This is a genomic window from Allobosea sp. GW821-FHT03A12 (assembly GCF_058986765.1).
Map to the genome: position 1 here is coordinate 753,546 of NZ_JBYSVZ010000001.1, position 25,465 is coordinate 779,010.

The window sequence follows — 25,465 nt, forward strand, 5'->3', positions numbered from 1 at the left end:
TCCTACGGGCCGGGCGGCCTCAGTTGCGGCAATGGCTCAGCAAGATATCGACTTCCACATCGTTCTTGGTGACGACCATCTTTCGTCCCTGCAGTGGGGGACATGTCGTTGCGCCGATCCTTGCCTGGATGGCCAGCTTCTCGTTCCGCTTGCGGCCGGGGAAAAAATAATAGCCGTCTTGGTCGGTCGCTGTCGTCGTCACCTTGCCGTCTTCGGCCTCGGCCTCGACCGGGATGAGGGCGGCAGGTGCCAGGCCATCGACGGTCACGCGGCCTGCGACCAGTTTGGCGCCTTCCGGAGCCTCGCCATTGCCCGAAGGGCGTAGGGCCCGCAGCTCGCTAATGTCGATACGCTCCCCCGCGCTAGCGCCCGTCATTGACACGCTTATCTTTCGTACCCGGCCAATAGGCAAAGGAGGCCGCCGCCAATTGCCTTCATCGAGTTTCAGGTCAGGCCAGGCCAAACGGGCGACATCGAGCGTAACGCGCTCCCATTCCTCGTTAGTGGCTCTGCTGACAAGGAGCCAGGAGCTCGACGTTGAGCCTACCTCCTGCGGCGCTTCGGCAAGGGCAATTGTGCCGCCGTCTTCCATCGACAGTTCAATTTTGAGCGCTCCCTGCGAAGGCGCGCGTTCACCCGGCGCGGCAGGAAGTTTACGATAGGCGAGCTGGATGTGACTGGTGTTCCAAAGGTCCAACTGCCAGGGCGCGAAAGCAACCTGCGCTCGGCCCTCGGCATCGGCCATCAGACTGATATGGTCGCGCGCAGGTCCTACGTCCTGGAAGTCGCCGCTCGGGACCTCAATGTCCCCACGCTCCCGCAGGGCGATGGGACCGATCAGCGAGGTGGGGGTGTTGTCATCGACAATCGTGACGGAGCCGCGCCCAGTCGCATCCGGCGGATTGCGCGTGAAACTCCCCACCTCCCGACCTGCCACCTCGATGGATGCCTTGGCCGGATCCGTAACATAAATGGTCAGCCCATGCAGATCGCGCGTGCCGGCGACGGGGTCCGGCATAGTGGCCTGCGTGACGGTATCCTGCCATGGCGTTATCTCGATATCCGAGCCCGACTCGCCAATTCTCACATGCTTCTGAACGCCGCTTTTCATGATCTGATAGCGCAGCCAGCTGTTCGCCGGAGGCGACCAAACACGACGTTGCTCGCCGACGCTGCGATCGAAGTCATAAACCAGATTGGCCAAGCGCCGCATCCAGAGCAGAACACTGGGAGTCAGCGGTTGCTGGGGCGAGGGCTTGAAAGCCGTGCCCCCCGATCCGAAATGCGAATACCAGAAGTGCCTGACCTTCTCGCCCGCATCGATCAGGTAAATACTTTGGCTGATCAGCAAGGAGAGGGCGTCGCCTTGATCGGCAACGCAGGCGATGCCGCAATAAAGCGTTCTGCGAACTTCCGCAGCCATGCCTGGAGCGAGCTTGCCTAGGCTTTCGACAAACGCGTTCTCGCTGGAGTTGTCGACCACAACGATCGAGCGAGGCACGTTGTAGAGGCCGGAATAGGATGTGGTAAGAGCGGGCCAGCCAATATCGACTTTGCCCGTCGATAGCGGCCGATACAGATCCGTTCCCACGGCTGGGAAATAAGACCAGACCCCCAGCACTGAGAGCCTGCGAAGCAGATCAGAATGGAAGGCGTGGCTTTCCTTGCGGTCGGCCAATGCCTCGCGTGAAACGACCGTGGACTTGTCGGCGAGAAAGGTGCCTTCCGTCCTCGGGAGCTCGAGCTTCTTGCCCTTGATCCCGTAATCCTGAATGAGCGTATTGCCGCCGTGAGATGTTACCAGCGCCGGGCGGATGTTCCACTGCTCGAGCCAAGGCAATTGCGCCAGCACAGTTTGGCGGCTGAAATGATCGCGCTCGATCCGAACGAGGCTGGTGTTGCACCCAGCTGCGCAGGATGGGGCAATCAACTCGACCCGGTTGATCTGCATGGGGCTGACCGCCAGAGAAGAGCTGTCGGCCCGCAGCTGAGGAATCACCTCCTCGACAAGCGACTTTGGCGAGCGCTTGACCGGCGACGAGTCGGATTGAACCCGGGGGATCAGCACCTCCACGATCCACCCGAACGTTCCAACCTCGAGCTGGATGTTCTCGCCGCGTGACCGCTCCACGACAGGTAACGACAACGAGCGTCCCTGCACATCACGGACAATGACCGTGAGGTCAGGCGGCGGTGGTGCCGAGAAATAAAGCCGGAAGTTTTGTGCGTTCTGCGCTGTGAGCGTTGGATGGATGGGCGGTACCTCGTAGCTGACACGCGCCGATGTCAATGCCAGCGGCGGGTCAATATCGGTCCGTGCCTGCAAGACTCCATCTTCTTGCCAGCCATGGAAGTGATCGATGTTTCCGCGATGCCATTCGCGCAATAACAGCGCAAATACAGGCTGTGTGCCGACCTCAGATGGAGTTCGGTTGATTGTGTGCGGGCCGAGGAAAAATACCGATGAATAACCACTGCCTTGAGGCCAAAGCGAATCCGAGATCGTGAGGCCGAGCTCTTCATTGAAGACACGGTGCATGGCGGCGCCGTGCCATGGCCGCTGCATGTCGACATCGCTGGCGAAGCTGACGACATGTGAAAATGGATAGGGCAGCGACCTGATGTCCGGGTTTTCGTCGGCCCGGACAGGCGTGGTCGCCACGCCGGATATCCATGCCGCCATCATCCAGATAGCCCACCGCCTGACCGATGCCAGGCGCCGCAGGCTGTGCTCAGCCGCAAAGCTCATCTGTGGTTTCCGCCGAGGAGCTTCACTACCGGAGTGGTCAATTGCTCGGCCAGCCATTGATGGCCGAGCAAAGAATAGTGACTGTCAAACTCGAATGTCAGCAAACTGGGTCGTTCGGTATAGAATTCTGTGAACGGTGGGTTGATACAATTATATCCATTCTTGGTGCAGTATTCGGTCAGTGTGTCGACATACCCACGCGCGCCCGCCAACACCTTGCGGCCGTCCTCGAGTGTCAAAGTCGGCTCGCAATTCTTCCGGCATTGTGCCTGGTCCACGCCGGTATGAAAGACGAAATTCTGTCCAGGATGCTTGCGCTCAACATAATTGACGATCTCGGTCCAGTACCGGAACGCTTCCTTGCCAGGATCGGGCATCACGTCGAAAGGAACGCTCAGCGTGTAGGTGAACGGTATGCCCTTGATATATTCCGGATGCGTCGGTTTGGACATGAAAACGGGATAAACGGGCGACGCATCGCGGTACGTAAAGACGCCTTTGTCGTCGAAATAGAAATTCGGCAAAGCACTGTTTTCAGGATCCATGCCCAGGCCATCACGCAGCATCTGCGGATTGACCTGGTAGACAAGCCCGGAAGCCATGGACACCAGGGTGTGGACGACGTTGAACTTCGAGGTGTAATCTCGAATGCGAGGGTAATTGGTCCCGAGGTCGCCGTTGTCTGCCCCGGCCGAGATGATCTCGACGCACTTTCCAAGCGCGATGCCGACGCTCTCTTCCAGGAGAATGTTGAACTTCTCCTGAGGGCGGACCTGCAGTGCGACCATGTCGCTGCCGCCGGTGCTCGCCAGTCGGACGCAGTTGTCAGGATTGTCGAAGAACCGATCGCGGTCGAGATAGCCATAGTTATTGGTGAACGTCGTCGAATCGAATTCCTGGACGGTGCTTCCGCCCGGCCAGTACTGACGCGCATGCGGCTCATACAGCGCTGCAACCGACGACGGTGTGCGCGGCCCGACAAAGCGGGCGGTCGATTGATCGGGCGCGTGGCCATCCTTGTTCACATAGCGCGGGGTCACATCGACCAGTAAATCGCTGCGGTTGTATGACGGCAGAAACCACCGCCCGAGCGTGGCATAGTTCAGGATGCGTGGATGCCTGACCCTGAGCGACGCCGGTTGTGCCGAGTCCACTCCGGTGAAAGCAAAAGCGCCATCAGCGCCCAGCGCCTGCCGCGTCAAGTTTCCCGACTCGGTCAAGAGCTCGATTTGTGTCCCGGGCGCGAGGTCAACGCCAACGACGCGACCAGCCAAGGTCACGCCTGCTGTCGTGGCGGGCGGCGTCGGGCGGATGAGAGCGATCTGGCTAAGGCGCAGCGACGTTCCGGCGGCGCCTTTCACTTTGAGAAACCACTGGGCAATCTGGTTGCGCTGACCGTTGCGCAACTTCACGAGCATTTGAGAAGGAAGTGCGAAGAGTGCCTTGTTCCCGGATAGCTTGAGCGAGGCCAGAGGCTGGCTGGCACTGGCTTTGTCCGTGACGTCTTTTGGCAACAGAGGGGGTAGCAAACCTGAAGGGCTGGCCGTTGCCGGTCCAGTCTGCAGGCCGTAGGAAACGACTTGGCCGTCATCCAGCACGAAGCCGACGGTGATGTCTCCGGCAGTTGGCGCGGCGGCGAACTCGAGGCTCAAATGAGTGGCGTCCCGTGCCGGGCTGTCGTCCGGCGACCAGATCAGCCAGCCCTCATCATGGGAAACCTCGAACTGGGCCTCGGTCACCCGGATCGGCCCCGAGCGGCGCTCGCGGAAGCTGCCGCCATAAACCTCGAACAGGCCATTCTTGCGATACGGCCCGACGGCATCGATCATCGCCAGGACAGGGGCGCCGGCGCCCCGATAGTCACTGACAAGCGGTAGGCGGCCGGAGGTGGCGTCGGTACCCCCGATCGCCAGCTTTTCCAGTGTCTCGATGCGCGCCGTGATGTCTGCCGGGGCAGCGACTGAAGCGGCTTCCTGCATCCGCAGGGCCTGAGGTGCGGCGACCGGCTTTTGCGCTGCGATCTGTGCCTCGAGCTGATTTTTCAGCAGCAGCATCTCCACAGCGACCTTCTTGTCGATGCGGGACAGCAGGAATTTTCGCAAGCGGATGACGCTGACCGCCAACAAAGCTGCGACGAGAACGGCCGACACCAAGATCAGAAAAAGCTTCTTCGGCGGTATCTTGTTTTTTACAGCGATCATCGGAGATTCTGCAGCACGGCCTGGGGCGGGTTGGCGGCGTTATGGCGTGTATGACAGTTTATTCTCAACAAGGTCCACGCCCTCTCCCTTGCGTTCAAAGGTCAAGGTGCCAAAACGCTTCATGCCGTCGAAGTTCGCCCGGTTGTACTCATCCATGCTGTCGACGGAAATGAGATAGGTCACCACCTTGGGAACAGAGGCGTATTCAGCTTTCGACAGATAATCTTTCGCGTAATTCGCTGCGGTAGCAATGATGAGGTCTGTTGAACCGGCCCCGGAAGACTTCAGCGTCTCGGCATTAGGGCGTAGGTCCAGCACCAGAATCAGGAAGCTTCCCTTGTTAGAAACAACCCGGCTTTTCTCGGCGATCTCAAGACTTTTGGCAGGCTGAGCCGCTGCCGGTAGGCAAAGCGGCGACATCAAGGCCACGGCCGAGCAGATCCAAAGTTTAGTCAACAGTGTTTTGTTCATGGTCTGCGCTCGACTTTCTAGATTGCGGCGCGCGGGTGGTTTCCTCCACGCCAAAACAACATGTTTTCCCTTTGCCCGAATGCGCGACAGCTAGCTCAGCGCGGCGTGACGAGTCAAGGTAAAGAGTGGAGAGCTGCCGGTTTCCGGACGCGTGGGAGCCGCGTTCTTCGGGATTTAGGCCTCTGCCGGCCAACGGGGTGACGGAGAGTCAGTCGCCAGCGGTCGGGAAGGCACCGTGCCGGTTTTGCACGGTGCGCGGACCACCCGCGCATGAGGCTGAGAGGGCTGGATCAGGTGTGATTTGGGCATCCGCGAACTTGGGGCCAAGTGGCTCCAGGTGTTCGAGGGCCGGGTCGAAAATGGGAAATGCCAGGTCCGATACGGGGCTTCCGGAGCGCATCGCGGCTCGCCAAAAGGCAGCCCGCAGACTGGTCCGGCCCGCCAAGGCGCCGGGCAGTTTGGGTTGACGCGCCAGGGTTCCCCCCCTATCTAGCGTGCGCGCCCAACCGCGTTTCCGACAGTGCGAGCAAGAGTTCCGGGTCAGATGATGGAATCCGACGTTATTGAGAAGATGAACCCCATCTTCCAGGATGTGTTCGATGATGAATCTATCGTCGTGACGCCGACGACTGTGGCTGCCGACGTCGAGGGCTGGGATAGTCTTGCGCATATCAGACTCATCGTCGCGCTTGAGCAGGCCTTTGCTGTGCGTTTCAGTGCGGCAGAGGCTTCGTCTTTTGAGAATGTCGGCCAGGTCGTAAGCAGTATCATCGCGAAGGGTGGGCGATAACGTGCCGCTCGAGGGAATTGGGACGAGTTCGCCTGATTCAGCTGGAGGGGTCGATTGCCAGAGCTTCGGACTGGATTTTACGGTCAGCGAAGCTGATCAGCAGGCTTTCGCGCTGCTGTCCGGGGATTACAATCCCCTGCATCTCGATGCGACATTTGCCGAGGCGCGGGGGCTGTCCGGGGCTGTCGTCTACGGCGCAATGATCGTCGCAAAAATTTCGCAGATTGTCGGCATGCACCTGCCTGGGCCGTCCGGGATCTGGAGCGCCTTGAAGATCGACTTTCGGCAGCCTCTCTATGTCGGGGAGACCGCTCATGTCCAAATCGACACGAGCCACTATTCCGAAGCCACGCGCACGCTGTCGCTGAAGATAGCGGTGACTCGTGGAGAGCGCCTGATCGCCAGCGGCAGCGCGTTGGCAACGCTCCATCCCCGCTGATCCCGGGAAGGCGTTCTCGGGATGACACGACGTTCCGCGTGGAGGTGACTGGGTGAGCGAACTTGTCGTTATCACCGGGGCTACCGGAGGGGTCGGTCGTCGACTTGCCGGTCGGCTCGCCGATCGTGGCTTCAGTCCCGTCATCGGGCATCGCTCCGCCAAGGCGGAGGAGGCGGCGCAACTGGCTGCAGCCTGCGGTGGCATTGCCGTCTGTCTCGACATGGCCGATCCGACCTCGATCGATGCCGGAATCCTGCGCATCGCAGCGGATGGCAGGCCGGTCGCCGGCGCAGTGCTGGCCGCCTCGCCACCGCCCGTGGTCGCCCCGTTCGGCAAGATCTCGCCGGAGGAGCACACTCTCTTCTGGACGGCGAATGTCGTTGGCCCACAGCGTCTGCTGGCAGGGCTGGTGCGGCAATGCTTTCGGCCGCGCAAGGCAGGCTCCGTCGTCGGCGTGCTCACCAAGGCGATGGGCAACGCGTGCGGTCTCGAAGACGGAGCCAAGGCCATGGGCGGCCTGGGAGCCTATACGATCTCGAAGTTCGGCCTACTGGGCGTCATGTCGCTCGCGGCAGCGGAGTTCCCCTGGCTCCGCGTTGCCACGGTGGCGCCCGGATTTATCGAGACGGATATGTTGAATGCCTTCGACAGTCGTTTTCTCGACCTGATGCGAGAACAGCAGCCCTTCTCCAGCGTAGATGACGTGGCTGACGAGATTGTTGAGCGTCTCAACCTGCAACCAGCGAGCATGACATGAACCTCGATCTGTCAATCATGCCTTGGCTTCCGGAAGCGCCTGCCGACTTTCGTGCACGCTGCGCGGCGGTGGAGCAGGGCGATCCTTCTCCTGCGGCCTCGTTGCGCGCGCTTGCGGAATCGGCGCTGAGTGACAGCCAGCTGGCACGGTTAGCGAAAACCATCGGCCTGGTGCGGGCCGCGAATAGCGGCGCCATTCCCGGAATGACGCCGTTCAAGCTAGGCCTCATCAGCAATGCGACGACGAAGCTGTTCGCACCGGCGATCGTCGCGAGTGCGGCGCGGTACGGGATCGATCTCCAGGTCATCGAAGCCGAATACAATCAGGTGATGCAGGCTGCGACCGGCGGCGATTCGAAAGTTCTTTCGTCGAACCCGAACGCGATTCTTCTGGCGCTCGACCATAACGGGTATGAGGACCTGCAATCCGGAAGCAGGGGCGATGCAAACTCCGCCATCGCCTATCTCAACGCTCTGCGCGCTGGTTTGCGGGATCAGTTCAAGGGCGCGCTGATCCTGCAGACGCTGGCGACCCCTCCGGAGACGTTGTTCGGCAGCGCCGACATCCGGCTCGGCCAAAGCCAGCGTGCCCGGATCAGCCGTTTCAATCATCTTCTCGTCGAAGCTCTTGATGGCAGCTCCGATGTCGTGCTCGACGTCGAGGCGATCAGCCAGGCGATCGGCGGCCAGAACTGGTTCGATCCCGCCCAATGGCATATCGCCAAGCTGCCCTTCGCCCAGCGCTATGTGCCGCTCTATGCGGAGCACTGCGCCCGGCTTCTGGCGGCCATGGTCGGCAAGTCGCGCAAGTGCCTCGTGCTCGATTGCGACAATACGCTTTGGGGCGGCGTGATCGGCGACGATGGCCTGGACGGGATCGTGCTCGGCAACGGATCGGCCGTCGGCGAGGCTTTCCTGGCTATTCAGCGCATGGCGCTCGATCTGCGTGAACGCGGTATCATCCTCGCGGTCAGCTCGAAGAACGAGGATCGGATCGCGCGCGAGGTCTTCCAGAAGCATCCGGAAATGCTGCTTCGCGAAGAGCATATCGCGGTTTTCCAGGCGAACTGGAACGACAAGGCCAGCAATTTGGAAGCCATCGCGAAGACTCTCAACATCGGCGTCGACTCGCTGGTCTTCCTCGACGACAACCCGGCAGAACGCCGCCAGGTGCGCCAGGCGCTTCCGCAGGTCGCGGTTCCCGAGATCGGCGACGACCCGGCGCTTTATCCGCGCTTCGTGCTTGCGGGTGGGTATTTCGAAGCTCTCGCCTTCCTCGACGCGGATCGGCAACGTGCTGAGCAGTATCAGGCGAATGCCAAGCGAGCGGCGCTCCAGACTGGGGCTCGCGATCTGGCATCCTATCTCAAGTCGCTCGATATGCGCATGACAGTCGGGCCTTTCGACAAGGCTGGCCGCAGCCGCATCACCCAGCTGATCAACAAGTCGAACCAGTTCAACCTGACGACGAAGCGCTATACCGAAGCGGAGATCGAGCAGGTCGGCGCCGACGACAGCGCGCTGACCTTCCAGATCCGCCTCGCCGATGCATTCGGCGACAACGGCATGATCAGTGTCATCATCGTGCGAAAGCAGGTCGAGGACTGGGCGATCGATACCTGGCTGATGAGCTGCCGGGTTCTTGGCCGCAGCGTCGAGCGGGCGGCACTGAATGAAATAGCGGCGGCTGTTAGAAAGGCGGGCGGGACACGACTGATCGGGACTTATCGCCCGACCGATCGCAACGAGATGGTCGCGGATCACTACCGCAAGCTCGGCTTCGAGCTGGTCGAAACCCGCGATGAAGGCACGACGGTCTGGTCGCTGGATCTCGATCAGTACGAGGCTCCCGCCGTGCCGATGGATATCCAACGGACGCAGGTAACGGATGCCGAGATCGCCGCTTAGGGGCGCGATCCAGCGAGCCTTGTTCAGTCCGGCTTGCGCAGCAGCAGGCCGCCCCATTGCGCGGTGAAGGCGGGCGAGACGAGCAGTAGCCAACCGCCGGGCCTGCCCTCTCCGCGCTCGAGATGCTGGCTGATAGACAGGATGGGATCGACGCCGCCGAAATGCGCGTAGCTGAAATCGGTCCCGACCTTTTTGAGCAGGCCGCGGTGCTCGCTGAAGAGAATAGGCGTTCGGTTCTTGCCGGTCGATGGCAGGAAGATCGCGTCGATGTCGTCTTCTTGCAGGCCCTGCCGCTCCAGCAGGGCGTTCGTGACGGTGGCGAAGTGGCGCTGCTCGGCGCGGATATAGTCGATCTGGTCTTCCGGCGTATTGAAATGGACGCTGATCCGGTTGACGTCTTCGGCGTTGGCCGTATCCATTGCGTCGCCTAGGCCGATCCGCATCGCGCCCCAGTTGGCGTCGCTGGCTGCCTCGGCGTAACCCACGATCTCCAGCCCCGTATTGCCCTTCGCGCTGACGATCACCGCAGCGGCGCCATCGCCCCAGAAGAAGGCTCCGTGGTTCATGTTCCTGGTATGGGACGATGCACGGCAGCTGGTCACCACCATGATGTCGCCGGCCTCCGGCTGAGCGTTGACGAGCTGTGCGGCGAGGTCGATGCCACGCAGGACGCCGACGCAGCCCTGCGCCAGATTGAGGCACTGCGCGTTGGTCAGGCCAAGTTCCGCGCGGACCGCGACTGCCGGGATTTCGAGGCCATAGGACGTCACCAGCGAGGGCGCCGAGATCACCATGCGGATGTCGCTGGCCGCACCCTCATGGCGTGCGAGGACGTCACGCGCCGCATGGACAATCAGCGCCGTCGAATCCTCCCCGGCGATATGGGTGATCGCCTGCCCCAGGCGCGGCAGACGCGCGGTTTCTTCCGGCGACAGCGGCAGGGCGTCGATCCGCACGGGCGAGCCGGGGAAATGGAAGCCGAGTGCGGTGATCCGCGCGCGGCCCTGGGTCGGAGGCAAGGTCATGGTGTCCTCGCAGCGCGATCGATGGCCTGACCGAGGCCGCCGTCGACGATCGCCCTGGCGACGATCGCGCTGCCGGCTTCGTTCAGATGACCGTAGTCAAGGTAGTGCTTCGGCTCCAGCGTCTCCAGCGGCGGGATGTAGGTGATGCCGCTGGCCGCATAGCCTGCGAAGATCTGCGCCAGCTCGGCCTGCAGCGCCTTGTAGCGCGAAAGCTCGATCAGATCGGGCAACTGCTCCCGGTCTTCCGTCGCATAGAAGAAGACTGCGCACTGCTCGTCGCTCGCCAGGCGATCGAGCGTGCGCTGCAGGGCTGCGACCTGCGGGTTCTGCGCGGCGAGGGTGATCGAGTCGTGTCGGTTCTTCGTCTTGAGCGTCAGCAGGATGTCGTCCAGGGGATCGGGCGCCGTCGCCGACTTTCCACGGAGCTTGTCATCGAGCCAGGCGCGGAAACGCCTGACGAGGCTGGCCGGCTCGCCGTCGAATACGCGCCACTGGACGAAGTCGCGCAGCTGATAGAGCCGCCAGTGGTTGATGGCCCAGTCGCGCAGCGTCGTCTCCAGACGCTGGCTCATGCCTGCGGCAGAGCCGCTCTCCGTTGTGAGCTTCCGATTGGCGTCGAGCTGCATGGAGGTGAGCCAGGAACGGCTGAACCGGCCCGCTTCGGGGGCAAAATCGGCGGAGAAGGCACGCAGGCTGATGTCGGCGACAATGCAATCAGGTCTCAGAGGAGCGACGAGCCGCGCGACCTGCTCGATATCGGCCGGAAGCGCTCCGTTCATGGCCAGATTCATTGCAAGGACCGGCATGCGGGGAGGGCGGGCTTCGATCAGCGACGCCACCGCCGCCGGAATCGTGTGCGCACGCCAGCCGGTGTCGCCCTTCTCTTCCATCCGTCGGCCATAGACCACGGAGTCGCCAATGAAGACGATGCGGCGACCCGCATGCGCCTGCAGATAATCGAGCTTCGCATAGAGCGCGGCCGGGGTCTGAATATCGACGACGTCCTCGAGCAGGCGCGTGTGACGGGTCACGCCGAGCAGCGCGAGATCGATCAACGCGAAAGCGACGACGATGGGCAGGGCCAGCCGCAGCAAGTTCTTGAAGGCTTGTTTCATCGAGCTGCGGGTCAGAAATTCTGATAGGTGAAAAAGGTGAGCTTTGAGTTCATGAAATACAGGATGATGACGATCTTGGTCACGATGACCGAGACCTTGAGCAGATCGACGCCGACAGTCTTCATCGTCACCACCCCGCCAGCTTCTGGTATGTCCTCAGCGCCTCGGGAACGGTACCCTGCCACCAGATCATTGTCAGCGAGACGAAGAGATAGGTCGCCACGCGGCCAGACCAGAGGCCGGCAGCCGTCTGTTGCCCGGTGAACTTGATCTTCAGCGCTTTGGCTCTTGCGCGCGCCCATTCGCGCCTGATCTGAATGGCGAACAGCACGGCCCCCTGCAGCATGCCGAAGATCAGGAATCCCCAGGTCGTGCCATGCCACATGGCGACGAGCACCATGGCGATGACATAGATCGACGCGATGCCGTACATCTGAAGGTCGCGTCCCATGCGGGTGATGACGACCTTGCTGAGCGGCGAGAAGACATAATCCTGGATCACCGAGCCGAGCGACATGTGCCAGCGGGACCAGAAATCCTGCAGGTTCTTCGCCATCAGCGGGTAATTGAAGTTTTCGACGAGCTTGAAACCCATCAGGGCTGCGATGCCGATGACGATGTCGCAATACCCGGAAAAATCGAGCAGCAGGATGGTCAGCATCAGCAGCGCGCCGATCCAGAGCATCGGGGTCGAGAAGTCGTTGCCGGCGGCGGTCATCGAGAAGATGCCCAGCTCCATCAGATTGTCAGCAATGACGAACTTCTTGATGAAGCCGTTGAGCACGCGATTGAGCGCCTGGTAGCCGCTCGCTTCCCACGACAGTTGCTGCGCGGTCGATGCGTCAAAGCGCTGATACCGCTCGATCGGACCGGCGAGCAGAGTCGGGAAGAACAGCATGTAATTGATGAAGGTGATGAAGCTCAACCGGTCGCCGGGAGCGACCTCGAGGACGAAGGTTATGCCTCGGAAGACGATATAGGAGATGCCGATGATCTTGATCGGGTTCCCGTTGAACGGGTTCAGCGATTTGAAGAGGTCGGGATCCTTCAGCAGAAAGAGGCCAATCCAGAAGGAAATGACGATTGCAAACGAGATCGTGGCCGGCCAAAGCGATTTCGACCGTGCCTTGCAAAAGCCGATCGCGAAGACGAGGACGAGAAAGCTGCACAGCAGCGCGACCTGCTTGCCATCCGACAGGTAAGTAGACAGGAAATAGAAGCTGAGCAGCAGCGTTACCGCCTCGCGGATCAGCCGCGGTGCCCACAGGCGGCAGGCCAGCACGGCAAGAACGGCGATGAGGACGAAGCTGAACGAGTTGAGCGCCATTGCCGTTTCAGGTTAGGGGTTCAGGTCGGTATTCGACGCATACGAAGCGGAACGACGTTCCCGAGTCCACTGGCCCGCTCTGCCGGATTTTTCGCATCCGGCTGCATCGTTCTCAGGTTGCCATGATCGTTTCCAGGGCGGGCTTTTATATCCGAGGACTCGGCTCCGTCAATTAACCCTGCCGGCCCAGTGTTCATGCGCTGAACGCATTTGACGTTCACGCGCTGAACGTGATACGCCGCCGGCCATGATCGTCGGATCGAACAACGGCGCAGGCGTCTCCGCTGACGGCTCCGAGCTCGGGGCCGCCGATGCCGAAGGGCGCCACATTGCCGGGTTGCTCGCCTTCGTCGAGCGCGAGGCCCATGTCTCGCAGCGGGCGCTGGCCGGGGAGCTCGGCGTCGCGCTCGGCCTGGTCAACACCTACATCAAGCGCTGTGTGAAGAAGGGCCTGATCAAGGTCCAGCAGGTGCCGCGCCGCCGCTACGCCTATTATCTGACGCCGTCGGGCTTCGCCGAGAAGTCGCGGCTCACCGCCGAATACCTGTCCTGGTCGCTCTCCTTCTTCCGCCGTGCCCGCAGCGAATGCTCGGCCCTGTTCGAGCAGGCCCGCGAGCGCAAGCTCGATCGCCTTGCGCTCTGCGGCGGCAGCGATCTGACGGAGATCGCGATCCTGGGCGCCGCCGAGCATGGCGTCACCATCGTCGCCATCGTCGACGCCGGCATGCGCAAGCCGAGCCTGTTCAACATTCCCGTCGTGGCCTCGCTGGCCGAGGTGCCGGTCCGCCCCGGCGGCGCGATCGTGACCGGCATCCATGACGCCCAGCGCTACTATGACGAGGCGGTTGCCGCCCTCGGCGAGCAGCGTGTCCTGGTGCCGTCGATGCTGTCGGTGCGCGGCGCGGAGGCGCGCTCGTGACGATGCCGGCCGCCCTCTCGACCGGCGCACGCTGGTATGTCGTGCAGGCTCGGCACCTGTCCGAGCAGCGGGCCGTCCACGAGCTCGAGAATCAGGGCTTCGAGGCCTTCCTGCCGTGCTATCTGCGCAAGCGGCGCCATGCGCGCAAGGTGACGTTCGCCCCTGCGCCGCTCTTCCCGGGCTATCTGTTCGTGCGCCTTGATCCGGCTCGTCAGCGCTGGCGCTCCATCAACGGCACCTATGGCGTGGCGCGGCTCGTCGCCGGCGAGAGCGGCCCGCTGCCGATCGCCGATGCGGTGGTCGAGGGTCTGCGGGCGCGCCGCGACGGGCAGGGCTATATCGCGCTCTCGCAGCGGCCGGATCTCGCGCCGGGCCAGATGGTGCGCATCCGCTCCGGCAGCTTCGCCGAAACGCTGGGCCTTTTCGAAGGCTTCAGGGACCAGGACCGTATCGCCGTGCTGCTCGACCTGCTCGGCGGCAAGGTCAGGGTGCTGCTGGACGAGGACATGGTCGAAAAGGCCGCGTGAGCGGACGGTTTCGGCCAGTTAGTAAGGTGCGGTTCGGGCGCTTCGTCGCACCCGGACTGCGGTAGCTTGGACAAATCATGCGCGGGCCTGCCGTCGCATCGCCAACAAGGGAAACTGAACGTGGAACTCCAGGGAAAGCGCGTCGTTGTCATCGGTGGCGCGGGCCTGATCGGCTCGCATGCGGTGGATCAGCTGACCAAGACCGATGTCGGCGAGATCGTGATCTACGACAATTTCGTACGCGGCACGACCGAGAACCTGGCCGACGCGCTGAAGGATCCGCGCGTCAAGATCTTCGAGGCCGGCGGCGACATCACGCAGACCGACATCCTGGACGCGGCGCTCAAGGGCGCGGACGGCGTCTTCCAGTTCGCGGCGCTCTGGCTGCTGCAATGCCATGAATATCCGCGCACGGCCTTCGAGACCAATGTCCGCGGCATGTTCAACGTGCTCGACGGTTGCGTGCGCAACGGCGTCAAGCGCCTCGTCTGGTCGTCCTCGGCCTCCGTCTATGGCGATGCCGTCGAGGAGCCGATGACCGAGGACCATCCCTTCAACAACAAGAACTTCTACGGCGCGACCAAGATCTGCGGCGAGGCGATGGCCCGGGCCTATCACTTCCGCTACGGGCTCGACTATGTCGGCCTGCGCTACATGAACGTCTATGGCCCGCGCCAGGACTATCGCGGCGCCTATATCGCCGTGATCATGAAGATGCTCGACGCGATCGATCGCGGCGAGGGCCCGACCATCATGGGTGACGGCTCCGAGGCGTTCGACTTCGTCGCGGTCGAGGATTGCGCCCGCTCCAACCTCTGCGCGATGCAGTCGACCGCCACCGACAGCTTCTACAATGTCGGTACCGGCAAGCGCACCTCGCTCAAGGAAGTCGCCGAGAAGCTGCTCAACCTGACCGGCTCGAACCAGCCGATCAACTATGCGCCGCGCAGCCAGGCTACCCTGGTGCGCAACCGCATCGGCTCGCCGGTGAAGGCCAGCAAGGAGATCGGCTTCACCGCCAAGATCGACCTCGACGAGGGGCTGAAGCAGCTGATCGAGTGGCGCAAGGAGCACATCGAGCAGGTCGCTCAGCGCCGGGCCAAGGCCCAGCTCTGACCATTCGCAATATCGGCCGGCGCCTCGAGGCGCCGGCCTCTTTCAGCTCCATGATCGGACGGTAGCGCTATGTGCGGCATTGCAGGCGTCCTGCATCGGGACGGCAGACCGGCTTCGCCGGTGACCTTGAAGGCGATGACCGACATCATCGCCCATCGCGGCCCGGACGGTGAAGGCCATTATTGCGACGGTCCGGTCGGGCTCGGCCACCGCCGGCTCTCGATCATCGACCTCACCGACGCGGCACGCCAGCCGATGGCGACGCGCGATGGTCGCTATGTGCTGAGCTACAATGGCGAGATCTACAATTTCAAGGAGCTGAAGGCCGAGCTCAGCGCGCGCGGCCATCTCTTCCACTCCAGCGGCGACAGCGAGGTGCTGCTGACCGCCTTCGCCGAATGGGGCATCTCGGCCCTGCTGCGGCTGAACGGCATGTTCGCCTTCGCGATCTGGGACACAAAAGAGCGCAAGCTGACGATCGCGCGCGACCGCTTCGGCGTGAAGCCGGTCTATTATGCCGAGGTCGACGGCGCCTTCCTGTTCGCCTCCGAGATCAAGGCCTTTCGCGGCTTTCCGGGCTTCTCGTCCCGGATGGATGTGAGCGCCCTTTCCGAGTACCTGACCTTCCAGAACTTCTTCACCGACAGGACGCTGTTCGCCGGCGTCAAGCTGCTGTCGGCCGGCTGCTATCTCGAGGTGAAGCCGGGCCGCGAGCCGCTCCAGCCGAAGCGCTATTGGGATTATCACTTCCAGGAGCCGGACGGCCCGGTCGACGAAGCCAAGGCGCTGGACGAGCTCGACTTCCTGTTCCGGCAGGCCGTCAGCCGGCAAATGATCAGCGACGTCGATGTCGGCTCCTATCTCTCTGGCGGCATGGATTCGGGCTCGATCACGGCCCTGGCGGCGGCGCAGCTGCCGTTCATGCGGACCTTCACCGTCGGCTTCGACCTCAATTCGGCCTCGGGCGTCGAGCTCGGCTATGACGAGCGCTCGAAAGCCGAGCACATGTCGTATCTGTTCAAGACCGAGCATTACGAGATGGTGCTCAAGGCCGGCGACATGGAGCGCGCCCTGCCGCGCCTCGCCTGGCATCTCGAGGAGCCGCGCGTCGGCCAGTCCTATCCGAACTACTACGCTGCCAAGCTGGCCTCGAAATTCGTCAAGGTCGTGCTCTCGGGCACGGGCGGCGACGAGCTCTTCGCCGGCTATCCCTGGCGCTATTATCGCGCGGTGGTGAACGACGACTTCGACCACTATGTCGAGAAGTACTACGGCTTCTGGCAGCGCCTGGTGCCGACCGAACTGCTGCCGCAGATGCTGGCTCCGGTCTGGGGGCAGGCGACGGGACCTGCGCCGACCGAGATCTTCCGCGACGTCTTCCACGAGCACGCGCATACGCTGACGCGCCCGGAGGACTACATCAACCACTCGCTCTATTTCGAGGCCAAGACCTTCCTCAACGGCCTGCTCGTCGTCGACGACAAGCTCGCCATGGCGCATGGGCTGGAAGGGCGCGTGCCCTTCCTCGACAACGACCTTGTCGACTTCGCCATGCGCCTGCCGGCCAAGATGAAGCTCGGCAACCTGACCGAAGTGGTGCAGCTCAACGAGAACGAGCCCGGCGGCAAGGCGCAGCGCTATTTCGAGAAGACGCGCGACGGCAAGCTGATCCTGCGCAAGATGATGGGCCGGCATATCCCGTCGCAGGTGGCGGAGCGCGAGAAGCAGGGCTTCTCGGCGCCGGATGCGAGCTGGTTCAAGGGCGAAAGCATCGACTATGTCCGCCGCCGCCTGCTCAACGAGCGCGCGCGCATCTACGACTATCTCGACCGCGGCACGGTGAAGAGCCTGATCGAGGACCATCTCGAAGGCCGCCAGAACCGGCGCCTGCTGATCTGGTCGCTGCTCAACCTGGAACAATTCTGCGAGGCTTACCTGTGAGCGCGCCGCGATCTCCCGCCATACAGGCGAGCCAGCCGGGCATCGGCGCGATGGTGCTGAATTTCGCGCGGGTCATCCGCCGGAATCTTGCTCTCATCCGCGAGATGGTGCTCCGGGACATCAAGGGCGGCCATGCCGGCCATGGGCTCGGCTCGCTCTGGGTCTACATCCAGCCGATCGTCGTCGTCGGCACCTTCATGCTGATCTTCGGCGTGGTCATCGGCAGCAAGATGGCGGTGACCACCACCTTCCCGGGCGACTATACCAGCTACATCCTGGTCGGCCTCACGCCGTGGCTGCTCATGTCGAACGCCCTGGGGCGCGCGCCCAATGCCTTCTCGAGCAATGCCAATCTGGTGAAGCAGGTCGTCTTCCCCATCGAGACATTGCCGGTGGCGACGATCATCGCCTGCTTCATCACCTATGTTCCCGCTTTCGCGGTGATGCTCACCTACAAGCTGTTCTTCGGTGGCGGGCTCGGCTGGCTCTTCCTCGCGCTTCCGGTCGTGCTGGGCCTCCACGCCCTGCTCTGCATCGGCCTTACGCTGCTGCTCTCGGTGACCACGCCCTTCCTGCGTGACATCAGGGAGTTCGTGTCGATCTACATGGCCGTGTCCATGTATTTCACGCCGGCCATCTACCTGCCCGACTGGGTGCCGCCGACGATCCGGCCCGTGCTCTACCTGAACCCGTTCAGCTATGTGGCCTGGGTCTATCAGGACACGCTGTTCTTCAACGAGATCCGCCACGGTTTCGCCTGGATCGTGTTCACGGTCATGGCGCTCGGCCTATTCATCGCTGGTCTCGTCGTATTCCGCAGGGTCAAGCCCTATCTCGGGAATGTGCTCTGACATGAAGGCCGAAGACATGACCATGCCGGCCGGCCAGGCCGTGGCGACGGAGCAGAAGGATGTCGCCATCCGCGTCAAGGGCGTGGGAAAGGCCTATCGCCTCTATGACAACAACAGCGACCTGCTGCGCGAGATCCTGACCGGCAAGCACCGCCACCGCGAGCACTGGGCCCTGAAGGACATCTCCTTCGAGGTGCAGCGTGGCCAGATCGTCGGCGTGATCGGCCCCAACGGCTCGGGCAAGAGCACGCTTCTGAAGATCATCACCGGCCTGCTCGACGCGACCGAGGGCGAGGTCGAGGTGAACGGCCGCATCTCGGCCATCCTGGAGCTTGGCACCGGCTTCCATCCGGATTTCACCGGCCGAGAGAACATCATCACCGGCGGCATGTGCATCGGCATGAGCCGCGAGGAGATCGAGGCCAAGATGGACTCGATCATCGCCTTCAGCGAGCTGGAGAGCGTGATCGACCAGCCCTTCCGCACCTATTCCAGCGGCATGCAGGCAAGGCTCACCTTCTCCACCGCCATCGCGGTCGATCCCGAGATCTTCATCGTCGACGAGGCGCTGGCGGCGGGCGATTCCTATTTCGTCGCCAAGTGCATGAAGCGCATCCGGGAGATCTGCGAATCGGGCGCGACCGTGTTCTTCGTCAGCCACTCGGATGGGCTGATCGCCGAACTCTGCGACCAGGCGGTATGGATCAACCAGGGGCAGCTGGTCATGCAGGGGCCGGCGGAGCCCGTGGCCAAGGCCTATGTGCAGAGCGTCTGGGATCGGCAGGAGGCCGCCAACCTCACGGCCAACAAGCAGGCGAGCGCCAAGCTGCAGGAGACGGCTGAAACGGGCCGCTACGAGCTGGCCGGCGACCGGATCCGGATTACCGGCGTCGATGTCGTCGACGATGCCGGTGAGATCATCGGGCATGTGCCCAATGGCGATAATCTGAACATCCGGATTTCCTGGGAAGGCGATCCCGGGGCCTCAGACATCTATGCGGGGTTCAGGATCGACGGCGCCCGGGTGCAGGCGGTCGCGGGGGTCGAGGGCTATGATATCGGTGCCTATATCGACCGGGATCGCGAGTTCCCGAAGAAGGGTTCCGTCACCTACTCGGTGAAGAACCATGCCCTCGGCCCGGGCATGTACTGGATCAGCGCCTCGATCTGCCGACACCAGATGCCGAAGAGCGAGGATTCGATCCTCCACTACATTGAAAAGGCCTGCCAGTTCACAGTGTCGCGGCGCATCATCTGGAACATCAGCCTGATCTACGATCCCGTCTACGAGTGGAAAGTGACCGCTGATGAAGCCTGAGAACTCCGACTGGCTCGCGTCGCTCTCCGCCTTCTTCGACCAGCGGGGCACCGCGGTTGCCGGTGCGCCGACGCTGGAGGATCTCTGCTACATCGCGGGCCGCGATCCGCGCATCTGGAGGGACGAGCAGACCTCCCGCGAGCTGGCCGACAGCATCCTGTCCCTGACGAAGGCAGACGAGACCAGCTCCATCCTCGAAGTGGGGTGTGCGGCCGGCTTTCTTGCCTATCTCGTCGCCCCCCGCGTCCGGAAATTCACGGGTGTCGATCTGGCCGCCGGGGCGCTGACCGTCGCGCGCCGCCTCGGCTTGGCCAATGCCGAGTTCCGGCAGGCGGACGGCGGAGTGCTGCCCTTTCCCGATGCCTCCTTCGATGCCGCCTTCTGCTATGATGTCTTCACCAACTTCCCGAGCATCGAGGATGGCGTTCCGCTGATCGGCGAGATGCTGAGGATTGTTCGGCCCGGTGGCCGCGTGCTGGTGGGCAATGTCCCGGATCGCCTGCGCGCTGCCGATCTGCCTGCGAGGGTGCAGGAGATCGCGGCCGAGCTGGAGGCGCGCCACGGCCCCTATGTGCCGCGCCCGATCCCGGAGCCGCAGGCGATCCCCGTCCCCGCGCCGGCGGCGGCGCCGCGCAAGGTCGGCTTCTGGGCAAGGCTGTTCGGCGGGCCTGAGGCAGCTCCGCAACCCGCTGCGCCGCAGCCGCCTGAGCCGAAGGTCATGCCCGCCATCGTGACCTACGATTTCCTCTGGGAGGAGTTCCTCGCGGCCGGGGAGCGGCTCAGCGCCAAGGTCGAGCTGGCCGAGGTGCATGAGAAGAACCCCTATCGCGGCTTCCGTTTCAATGTCGCCTTCAGTCGCGAAGTCTGATGCGGATTGTTCGCTACCCTGACGTCGCGGCCGGGGATTGGGACAGGGCTGTCGATTCGTCGGCCGATGCCTGGCTGATGCATCGCGCGGCATGGGTCGACATCGAGACCGCATTCTTCGTCGAACGGAACCTCTCCTTCGCCCTCCTCGATGCCGGACGGATCGTGGCGGTGCAGCCGCTTTATCTGAGCACGGCGCGACAGGGCACATCGTCGGGCGAAAGCCTGCTGCATTCCGGTATCCATCGTCATGCCGGGCTGGCCCTTGCCGCCGACCTCGCGAAGTCCGAGGCACGCGCCGCGCAGAAGGTCGCGATGGGAGAGGTTAGGCGGATCGCGCGCGCCATCGGCGCCGACCGCATCCAGTTGTCCGTACAGAATCTCGCGCCTCGAAGCCGGAGCGCACAGAGAGACCATGTCCCTGTCTGGGTGAGCGATCACGGCTTCCAGCTCGGCATCGGGTTCGGCCCCAACGGTCTCGAGCCGGCGCCGGGTTACGCAACACTCGCAGCCGACCAGATCGTCGAGCTCGATCAGGACGAGGCAGACCTCTGGGCGGGCCTCGATGAAGCCTGCCGTCGTGCCGTCAGGAAGGCCGAGAAGTCCGGCCTGACCTTCGAGGTCTCGCAGGACGGCGCTGATCTCGAGCGCTACTGGGCCCTTGCCTGCCGCTCGGCCGAGCGCACGGGGGAGGCCCTGCCGGACAAGGCCTATTACGAGACCATCATCCGGACCTTCATGCCGGGCGGCCGGGCGCTGCTGTGCTTTGCGCGGCATGAGGGGCAGGATGTTGGGGCGCTGTTCCTGCTGATCGACAAGGGTGCGGCCTCCTATCTCGGCGGCGTCTCCGAGCCGGAGGCGTTGGCGCTGCGGCCGAACGATTTCGTGCATTGGCGCGCCATTCTGGCGTGCCGTGCGCGCGGCTTGTCCGCCTATCGCTTCGGGCCGATCTTCCCGGAGGTTCCGTCAGCCTGGCCGATCTCCCGCGTCTCCGCCTTCAAGGGCAAGTTCGGGGGGCGCTCCGTGCCCACCAATGTGGCGAGCCTGTTCATGGATGCGCGCCTCGCGCACAAGGCGGTGGCGAGAGTGGCCACGCACATGGCCGAGAGCGGTGTTCTCCGGAGCGACGATGCGCGCCCGGCGCCGTCCTTCGCCGCAGAGTTCGTCGCCCATCACCTGCGCGTCGTCGGCATCGACGCCACGGCGGCCCACGAGGAGAGGCATGCGGCCGTCCTCGTGGCGGATGGTGCCGACGAGGCAGGCTGGGTCGCTGCGCGTGCGGCCGCGGCTGCTGGCCGTCCCGCCGTGGTCCTGCGCGCCGCCGCGGCCATCGCCAATCTTGCAGGCGGCCGGGCCGAGCCCCTTGGCCGGATGGATGAGGCGCTGCTGCTGAAAGGCGGACAGCGGGACCTGCGGGCGAAAAGCCTGCACGAGGTGCAGGCCCTGTTCGCGGACAAGGCGGAGACCGTCGCTGCCACGGTCTTGGGCGCTCCAGCCTGGATCTGGGTTCCGGCCGGGGCCAGCGGCCTGCTGCTTCTCGGCACCGATCTGGCGCGCGATCTCACCCGCCTTCGGCAGGGAGACCCCGCAGCGGCCGCCAATCGACCGACCGAGGTCGAATGGGACCATGCCGGCGAGCGCCCGATGTATCTCTTCGAGGCCCAGCTCGATCCGACAGCGCCGCGTGACCGGCCGGCGGACTGGTGGATATGGGCGGCCCGCGAGGCGCTGGCCGGGCATGGGCGCGTTCCGGCGCGGGATGTGCTGCCTTTCGGCGCCAAGGGCATGGTGATCGTGACCGGGGATGACGACCAAGCCCCGCTCGAGGACTACCGAGGCCAGAAGGAGCAGCTCGGCCTCATCCCGATCACCTATTTCCTGCATCCGCTCACGAAGCACGATGCCGCCAGCATGGCCTGGCAAGGCCAGGATGCGACGGTGGAATGGGAGCTCCATCCGGATGCGCTGGAAACCCCGGACGAGTATGGCCTGCGCCTCGACGAGCAATGCGCCTGGTTCGAGACCTTGACTGGCAAGCCGGCCCGGCTGGTGCGCAACCATGGCTATCTGAACGATGGCTACTGGGGCCATGCGACCCCCTGGCTGAGCCACGGCATCGTTGGCTCAAGCAACCTGCCGGGGAAGGATGGGCGTGTGCTCAACGGTTCGCTGCTGCCGGCCCGCCTCCTGCTCGAAGGAAAAGTGACGGAGCACTGGAGCCAGCTGACGGCCTTCGGCGACGGGGTGTTCTTCCTTCTGGACTGGAATGCCGACGAGGCGATGAAAGCCCTGCTCTCCTACGGGGAGGCGATTGCAAAGAGCGGCGTGCCGGGCATCGTCGTTCTCAACCTCCACCCCGCCAATCAGGTGAAGGCCGCGGCCATGCACGAGGCGGCACATCGTCTCGTCCGCGAGTGGGGGTTTGCCGCCGCCACCTTTGGGGCGGCGCTCGACTGGTTCGGCGCACGTGATGCCGGCATTGCCGACCCTCCGGTCCATAGCATCGTCGCACCCGGAGCCGCGACCCACCTGCAGCCGGACCAGCCCGCCGAGCCGGCTATGCCGGAGCAGCAAGAGCCGACGGCTCAACCGGGCTTCATGGCGCGCCTGAGGCGATTCGCCGGGAGGGCGAGCGCATGACCAGACCCGTTCCCATCGTCATTCTCGGTGCGGCCGGCGACGCCCGCGTGGTGGCCGAAACCGTGCGGACCTGCGAGGCCCATGGCCAGTCGGTGACCCTTCGCGGCTATCTGGACGACGGGCTAATTGGCCAGCAGGTCGATGGCAGCCCGGTGCTGGGCGGGCTGAGGGACTGGGCGCACCTCGATCCGGAGACGCGGTTCGTCCTTGCTCTCCACAAGGTCAGGCAGATGCACCGGCGGCAGGCGCTGGTCGAAAGCCTCGCCATCCCGATGGAGCGCTGGACCGTCATCGCGCACCCCACAGCCGTCATTGCGCGCGATGCACGGATCGCTGCCGGCGCCTTCCTCGCCGCTCATGCCGTCGTCCAGCCGAGCGCGAGCATCGGCCACTGCGCCACCATCCGCGCTGGGGCGAATATTGGTCATGATGCCGCTTGCGGCGATTTCTCCTATGTCGGGCCGAATGCGACCTTGTGCGGCAAGGCGGTTCTCGGGAAGGGGGCCCATCTCGGCCCCAATTCGGTGATCGTCGACGGCATGGTCGTCGAGGACTTCTCGGTGATCGGCGCCGGTTCGGTTGCGACCAAGCGCGTGCCGTCTTTCGAGGTTCATTTCGGCGTTCCGGCCAAGAAGGTGCTGGACATCAAGTGATGACGGAACAGATGACACCCCTGGCCGAATCGGAAGACCTGTTCCCCTTCCGTGGGGCGCGGCCCTATGTACACAGCACGAGCGTGATCAACGCCATCCTGCCGCGTATCGAGGGCTATACGTCGCTGACCGTACGCTTTTCGCGGATGACGAGCCATAACCGGCTGCGTCTCGTCCATGTGGCGCGAGAGGTCGAGACACCGGCCGAGGCGGTATTCGACGCCTGGTGGAGCGCGCCGCGGCAGAGCGGCAAGATCCTGATGTTCGAGGCCGGCGAGGCTATGCCGACCTTGCGTGTTCCTTATGCCGAGGAGAAGGCGATCGAGGGCTGGAGCCTTGTCGAAGGGATGGCTCAGCTGGGAGAAGGGGTGGGCCTCGGCTACACCCTGATCGATCGGCTGGTGGCGCTCAACAAGGCCTATCTGACAGAGCTCTTCTCGCTTGGCGCGAGTGAGCGCTATGTCGCCACGCGCTTCGATCTGACGCGAAACCTGCCGGCCTTTGCGGCACTGTCGCTCCGGCATGTCCGGCGGATCGGCGAGCGGCACCATGCGACGCGCATTCTTTCGGCTGGCGTCGACGCGGGTCTCATCTATTTCGCGAGCCAATCCCTGTGAGCAGCCCATCCTCGCCCGCGCAGGATAGCGCCTCTCCGGTCGGCATCGGCCGGATCGCCGGATATATCCCACCGGGTCGTGTCGACGTGCTCGAGCTGGCGCCCCGTTTCGGCGTCACGGCCGAGTTCATCGAGAACAAGACCGGCTTCCTCAAGCTGTCGCGTCGCGGCCCCGACGAGGATACCTCCGATCTCGCCATCGCGGCCGTCAGGAAGCTCGAAGCGCTCGAGCCGGGCGTCATCGAGCGGGCGCGGCTCCTGATCGTGGTGACGCAGAATCCAGACGGCTTCGGCCTGCCCCACGTCTCCGCGCGCGTCGCCTCCGCCCTGAACATGCGCAAGGACCTTGCGGCCTTCGACATCGGGCTCGGGTGCTCGGGTTGGGTCTATGCGGTCGCCACGGCCCTGGCACTCATGGAAGCGCAGGGCATCGATGACGGGCTGCTGGTGACGGCGGATCCTTACTCGAAGATCGGTTCACCGGATGATCGGGATACCGCGATGCTGTTCGGAGATGCCGCGACAGCCACGGCGCTGACGAGGCGTAAGCCCATCTGGCGCCTGGGCCGCGCGGTGTTCGGCACGGATGGCGACAAGGCCGGTGCGCTCGAGGTCCAGGCCAACCGGCAGCTCAAGATGAATGGCCGCGGCGTCTTCGAATTCTCGGCCACGCGTGTTCCGGGCGCCATGCAGGAGGCGCTGGAGCGCAACGGGATCGGCTGGCAGGACGTTGACCGGGTCATTCTCCATCAGGGCAGCCGCTACATCGTCGAGACGATCGCGAAGCGGATCGACCAGATGGACAAGACACCCTTCGGTGCGGCGCTCTATGGGAACGCCGTCTCGTCCTCTGTCCCGCTCATGCTCGAAGCGGAAGCCGATCAGGGGCATCGCTGCATCTTGACCGCAGGCTTCGGGGTTGGCCTTTCCTGGGCGGTGGCGCCCTTGTTCCTGCTTGGAGATCGATGATGACAGAACAGGATGTCCGGGCTGCGCTCTGCAAGGTGCTGAACTCGCAAAAGCCGAAGAGCTGGGCGGCGGATTATCGCTTCCTCGGGGATTCCGTGGATTCCCTCGATCATGCCGCCTTCGTCCTCGCCTTGCAGGAGGACCACGGCGTCACGTTCAGCGACGACGTGCTCGATGAGCTCGACACGATCGACAACGTCCTGGCCTATGCAGAGAAGCTGCGCGGCCAGCAATGACCATCGATCCGCGCGGATCTTTCGCCGCGCA

General features: G+C 63.6%; 22 protein-coding genes. 16 read left to right on the forward strand and 6 right to left on the reverse strand.

From position 1 onward, the window contains the following. Nucleotides 1-19: 19 nt before the first annotated feature. From AC3WLC_RS03565 to AC3WLC_RS03575, 3 genes are read right to left on the reverse strand one after another with little or no spacing between them, the layout of a single operon-like run. Nucleotides 20-2,749 (reverse strand): hypothetical protein, encoded by a 2,730-nt coding sequence (locus AC3WLC_RS03565; RefSeq protein ID WP_493682552.1) that lies wholly within the window; start codon nucleotides 2,747-2,749, stop codon nucleotides 20-22. Further along, a complete protein-coding gene (locus tag AC3WLC_RS03570) occupies nucleotides 2,746-4,950 on the reverse strand; it encodes a hypothetical protein (protein WP_493682554.1) in 2,205 nt (734 codons plus the stop codon). Before AC3WLC_RS03570 ends, AC3WLC_RS03565 begins: the two co-directional genes overlap by 4 nt. Nucleotides 4,951-4,989: 39 nt before the next feature. Next, nucleotides 4,990-5,421 (reverse strand): hypothetical protein, encoded by a 432-nt coding sequence (locus AC3WLC_RS03575; protein ID WP_493682555.1) that lies wholly within the window; start codon nucleotides 5,419-5,421, stop codon nucleotides 4,990-4,992. A 544-nt stretch (nucleotides 5,422-5,965) separates the two neighbouring features. Between AC3WLC_RS03575 and AC3WLC_RS03580 the strand changes: the two genes are divergently transcribed. From AC3WLC_RS03580 to AC3WLC_RS03595, 4 genes are read left to right on the forward strand one after another with little or no spacing between them, the layout of a single operon-like run. Then, entirely contained in the window at nucleotides 5,966-6,211 is a 246-nt protein-coding gene (locus AC3WLC_RS03580; RefSeq protein ID WP_493682556.1) for an acyl carrier protein, read from the forward strand. 1 nt (nucleotide 6,212) lies between these two features. Next, entirely contained in the window at nucleotides 6,213-6,650 is a 438-nt protein-coding gene (locus tag AC3WLC_RS03585; protein ID WP_493682558.1) for a MaoC/PaaZ C-terminal domain-containing protein, read from the forward strand. Between the two features lie 52 nt (nucleotides 6,651-6,702). Next, nucleotides 6,703-7,407, forward strand: a complete 705-nt coding sequence (locus tag AC3WLC_RS03590; protein WP_493682560.1) for an SDR family NAD(P)-dependent oxidoreductase — start codon at nucleotides 6,703-6,705, stop codon at nucleotides 7,405-7,407. Further along, complete coding sequence (locus AC3WLC_RS03595) at nucleotides 7,404-9,314, forward strand: HAD-IIIC family phosphatase (RefSeq protein ID WP_493682562.1); 1,911 nt, start codon at nucleotides 7,404-7,406, stop codon at nucleotides 9,312-9,314. The genes AC3WLC_RS03590 and AC3WLC_RS03595 overlap by 4 nt, the downstream gene beginning before the upstream one ends. A gap of 23 nt (nucleotides 9,315-9,337) precedes the next feature. Here the strand turns inward: AC3WLC_RS03595 and AC3WLC_RS03600 are convergent, their stop codons facing one another. From AC3WLC_RS03600 to AC3WLC_RS03610, 3 genes are all read right to left on the reverse strand, one after another. Continuing rightward, nucleotides 9,338-10,270 (reverse strand): hypothetical protein, encoded by a 933-nt coding sequence (locus AC3WLC_RS03600; RefSeq protein ID WP_493682563.1) that lies wholly within the window; start codon nucleotides 10,268-10,270, stop codon nucleotides 9,338-9,340. Nucleotides 10,271-10,335: 65 nt separating this feature from the next. Then, nucleotides 10,336-11,454 carry an SGNH/GDSL hydrolase family protein gene (locus AC3WLC_RS03605; protein WP_493682564.1) on the reverse strand — a complete coding sequence of 373 codons (1,119 nt, stop codon included), beginning with the start codon at nucleotides 11,452-11,454 and terminating at the stop codon, nucleotides 10,336-10,338. 127 nt (nucleotides 11,455-11,581) lie between these two features. Continuing rightward, nucleotides 11,582-12,781: an MBOAT family O-acyltransferase gene (locus AC3WLC_RS03610; RefSeq protein ID WP_493682565.1), complete on the reverse strand. Its 1,200-nt coding sequence runs from the start codon at nucleotides 12,779-12,781 to the stop codon at nucleotides 11,582-11,584. A 247-nt stretch (nucleotides 12,782-13,028) separates the two neighbouring features. Here AC3WLC_RS03610 and AC3WLC_RS03615 point away from each other — a divergent pair, with 247 nt between their 5' ends. The 12 genes from AC3WLC_RS03615 (at nucleotide 13,029) to AC3WLC_RS03670 (ending at nucleotide 25,434) form a co-directional block, all read left to right on the forward strand. Next, the gene (locus AC3WLC_RS03615) at nucleotides 13,029-13,700 is read left to right on the forward strand and encodes a winged helix-turn-helix transcriptional regulator (protein WP_493682566.1); all 672 of its coding nucleotides are present in this window, start codon (nucleotides 13,029-13,031) and stop codon (nucleotides 13,698-13,700) included. Between the two features lie 2 nt (nucleotides 13,701-13,702). Then, nucleotides 13,703-14,227 carry a transcription termination/antitermination protein NusG gene (nusG, locus tag AC3WLC_RS03620; protein ID WP_493683124.1) on the forward strand — a complete coding sequence of 175 codons (525 nt, stop codon included), beginning with the start codon at nucleotides 13,703-13,705 and terminating at the stop codon, nucleotides 14,225-14,227. A gap of 120 nt (nucleotides 14,228-14,347) precedes the next feature. After that, on the forward strand, nucleotides 14,348-15,343 hold the full coding sequence (locus AC3WLC_RS03625) for an NAD-dependent epimerase/dehydratase family protein (RefSeq protein ID WP_493682567.1): 996 nt from the start codon (nucleotides 14,348-14,350) through the stop codon (nucleotides 15,341-15,343). Between the two features lie 69 nt (nucleotides 15,344-15,412). Beyond that, nucleotides 15,413-17,284, forward strand: coding sequence for an asparagine synthase (glutamine-hydrolyzing) (asnB, locus tag AC3WLC_RS03630; protein ID WP_493682569.1), 1,872 nt, complete (start codon nucleotides 15,413-15,415; stop codon nucleotides 17,282-17,284). Further along, nucleotides 17,281-18,135 carry an ABC transporter permease gene (locus AC3WLC_RS03635; protein ID WP_493682570.1) on the forward strand — a complete coding sequence of 285 codons (855 nt, stop codon included), beginning with the start codon at nucleotides 17,281-17,283 and terminating at the stop codon, nucleotides 18,133-18,135. The genes asnB and AC3WLC_RS03635 overlap by 4 nt, the downstream gene beginning before the upstream one ends. A gap of 1 nt (nucleotide 18,136) precedes the next feature. Further along, nucleotides 18,137-19,453, forward strand: a complete 1,317-nt coding sequence (locus tag AC3WLC_RS03640) for an ABC transporter ATP-binding protein (protein WP_493682571.1) — start codon at nucleotides 18,137-18,139, stop codon at nucleotides 19,451-19,453. Further along, complete coding sequence (locus AC3WLC_RS03645; protein WP_493682572.1) at nucleotides 19,443-20,321, forward strand: class I SAM-dependent methyltransferase; 879 nt, start codon at nucleotides 19,443-19,445, stop codon at nucleotides 20,319-20,321. The genes AC3WLC_RS03640 and AC3WLC_RS03645 overlap by 11 nt, the downstream gene beginning before the upstream one ends. A 164-nt stretch (nucleotides 20,322-20,485) precedes the next feature. Then, complete coding sequence (locus tag AC3WLC_RS03650; RefSeq protein WP_493682573.1) at nucleotides 20,486-22,960, forward strand: lipid II:glycine glycyltransferase FemX; 2,475 nt, start codon at nucleotides 20,486-20,488, stop codon at nucleotides 22,958-22,960. Continuing rightward, nucleotides 22,957-23,613 carry an LbetaH domain-containing protein gene (locus AC3WLC_RS03655; RefSeq protein ID WP_493682574.1) on the forward strand — a complete coding sequence of 219 codons (657 nt, stop codon included), beginning with the start codon at nucleotides 22,957-22,959 and terminating at the stop codon, nucleotides 23,611-23,613. The genes AC3WLC_RS03650 and AC3WLC_RS03655 overlap by 4 nt, the downstream gene beginning before the upstream one ends. A gap of 11 nt (nucleotides 23,614-23,624) precedes the next feature. Continuing rightward, nucleotides 23,625-24,230 carry a hypothetical protein gene (locus AC3WLC_RS03660; RefSeq protein WP_493682575.1) on the forward strand — a complete coding sequence of 202 codons (606 nt, stop codon included), beginning with the start codon at nucleotides 23,625-23,627 and terminating at the stop codon, nucleotides 24,228-24,230. Then, nucleotides 24,227-25,198 carry a ketoacyl-ACP synthase III gene (locus AC3WLC_RS03665; RefSeq protein WP_493682576.1) on the forward strand — a complete coding sequence of 324 codons (972 nt, stop codon included), beginning with the start codon at nucleotides 24,227-24,229 and terminating at the stop codon, nucleotides 25,196-25,198. Before AC3WLC_RS03660 ends, AC3WLC_RS03665 begins: the two co-directional genes overlap by 4 nt. Beyond that, a complete protein-coding gene (locus tag AC3WLC_RS03670; protein ID WP_493682577.1) occupies nucleotides 25,198-25,434 on the forward strand; it encodes an acyl carrier protein in 237 nt (78 codons plus the stop codon). The genes AC3WLC_RS03665 and AC3WLC_RS03670 overlap by 1 nt, the downstream gene beginning before the upstream one ends. The last annotated feature ends 31 nt before the right edge of the window (nucleotides 25,435-25,465 follow it).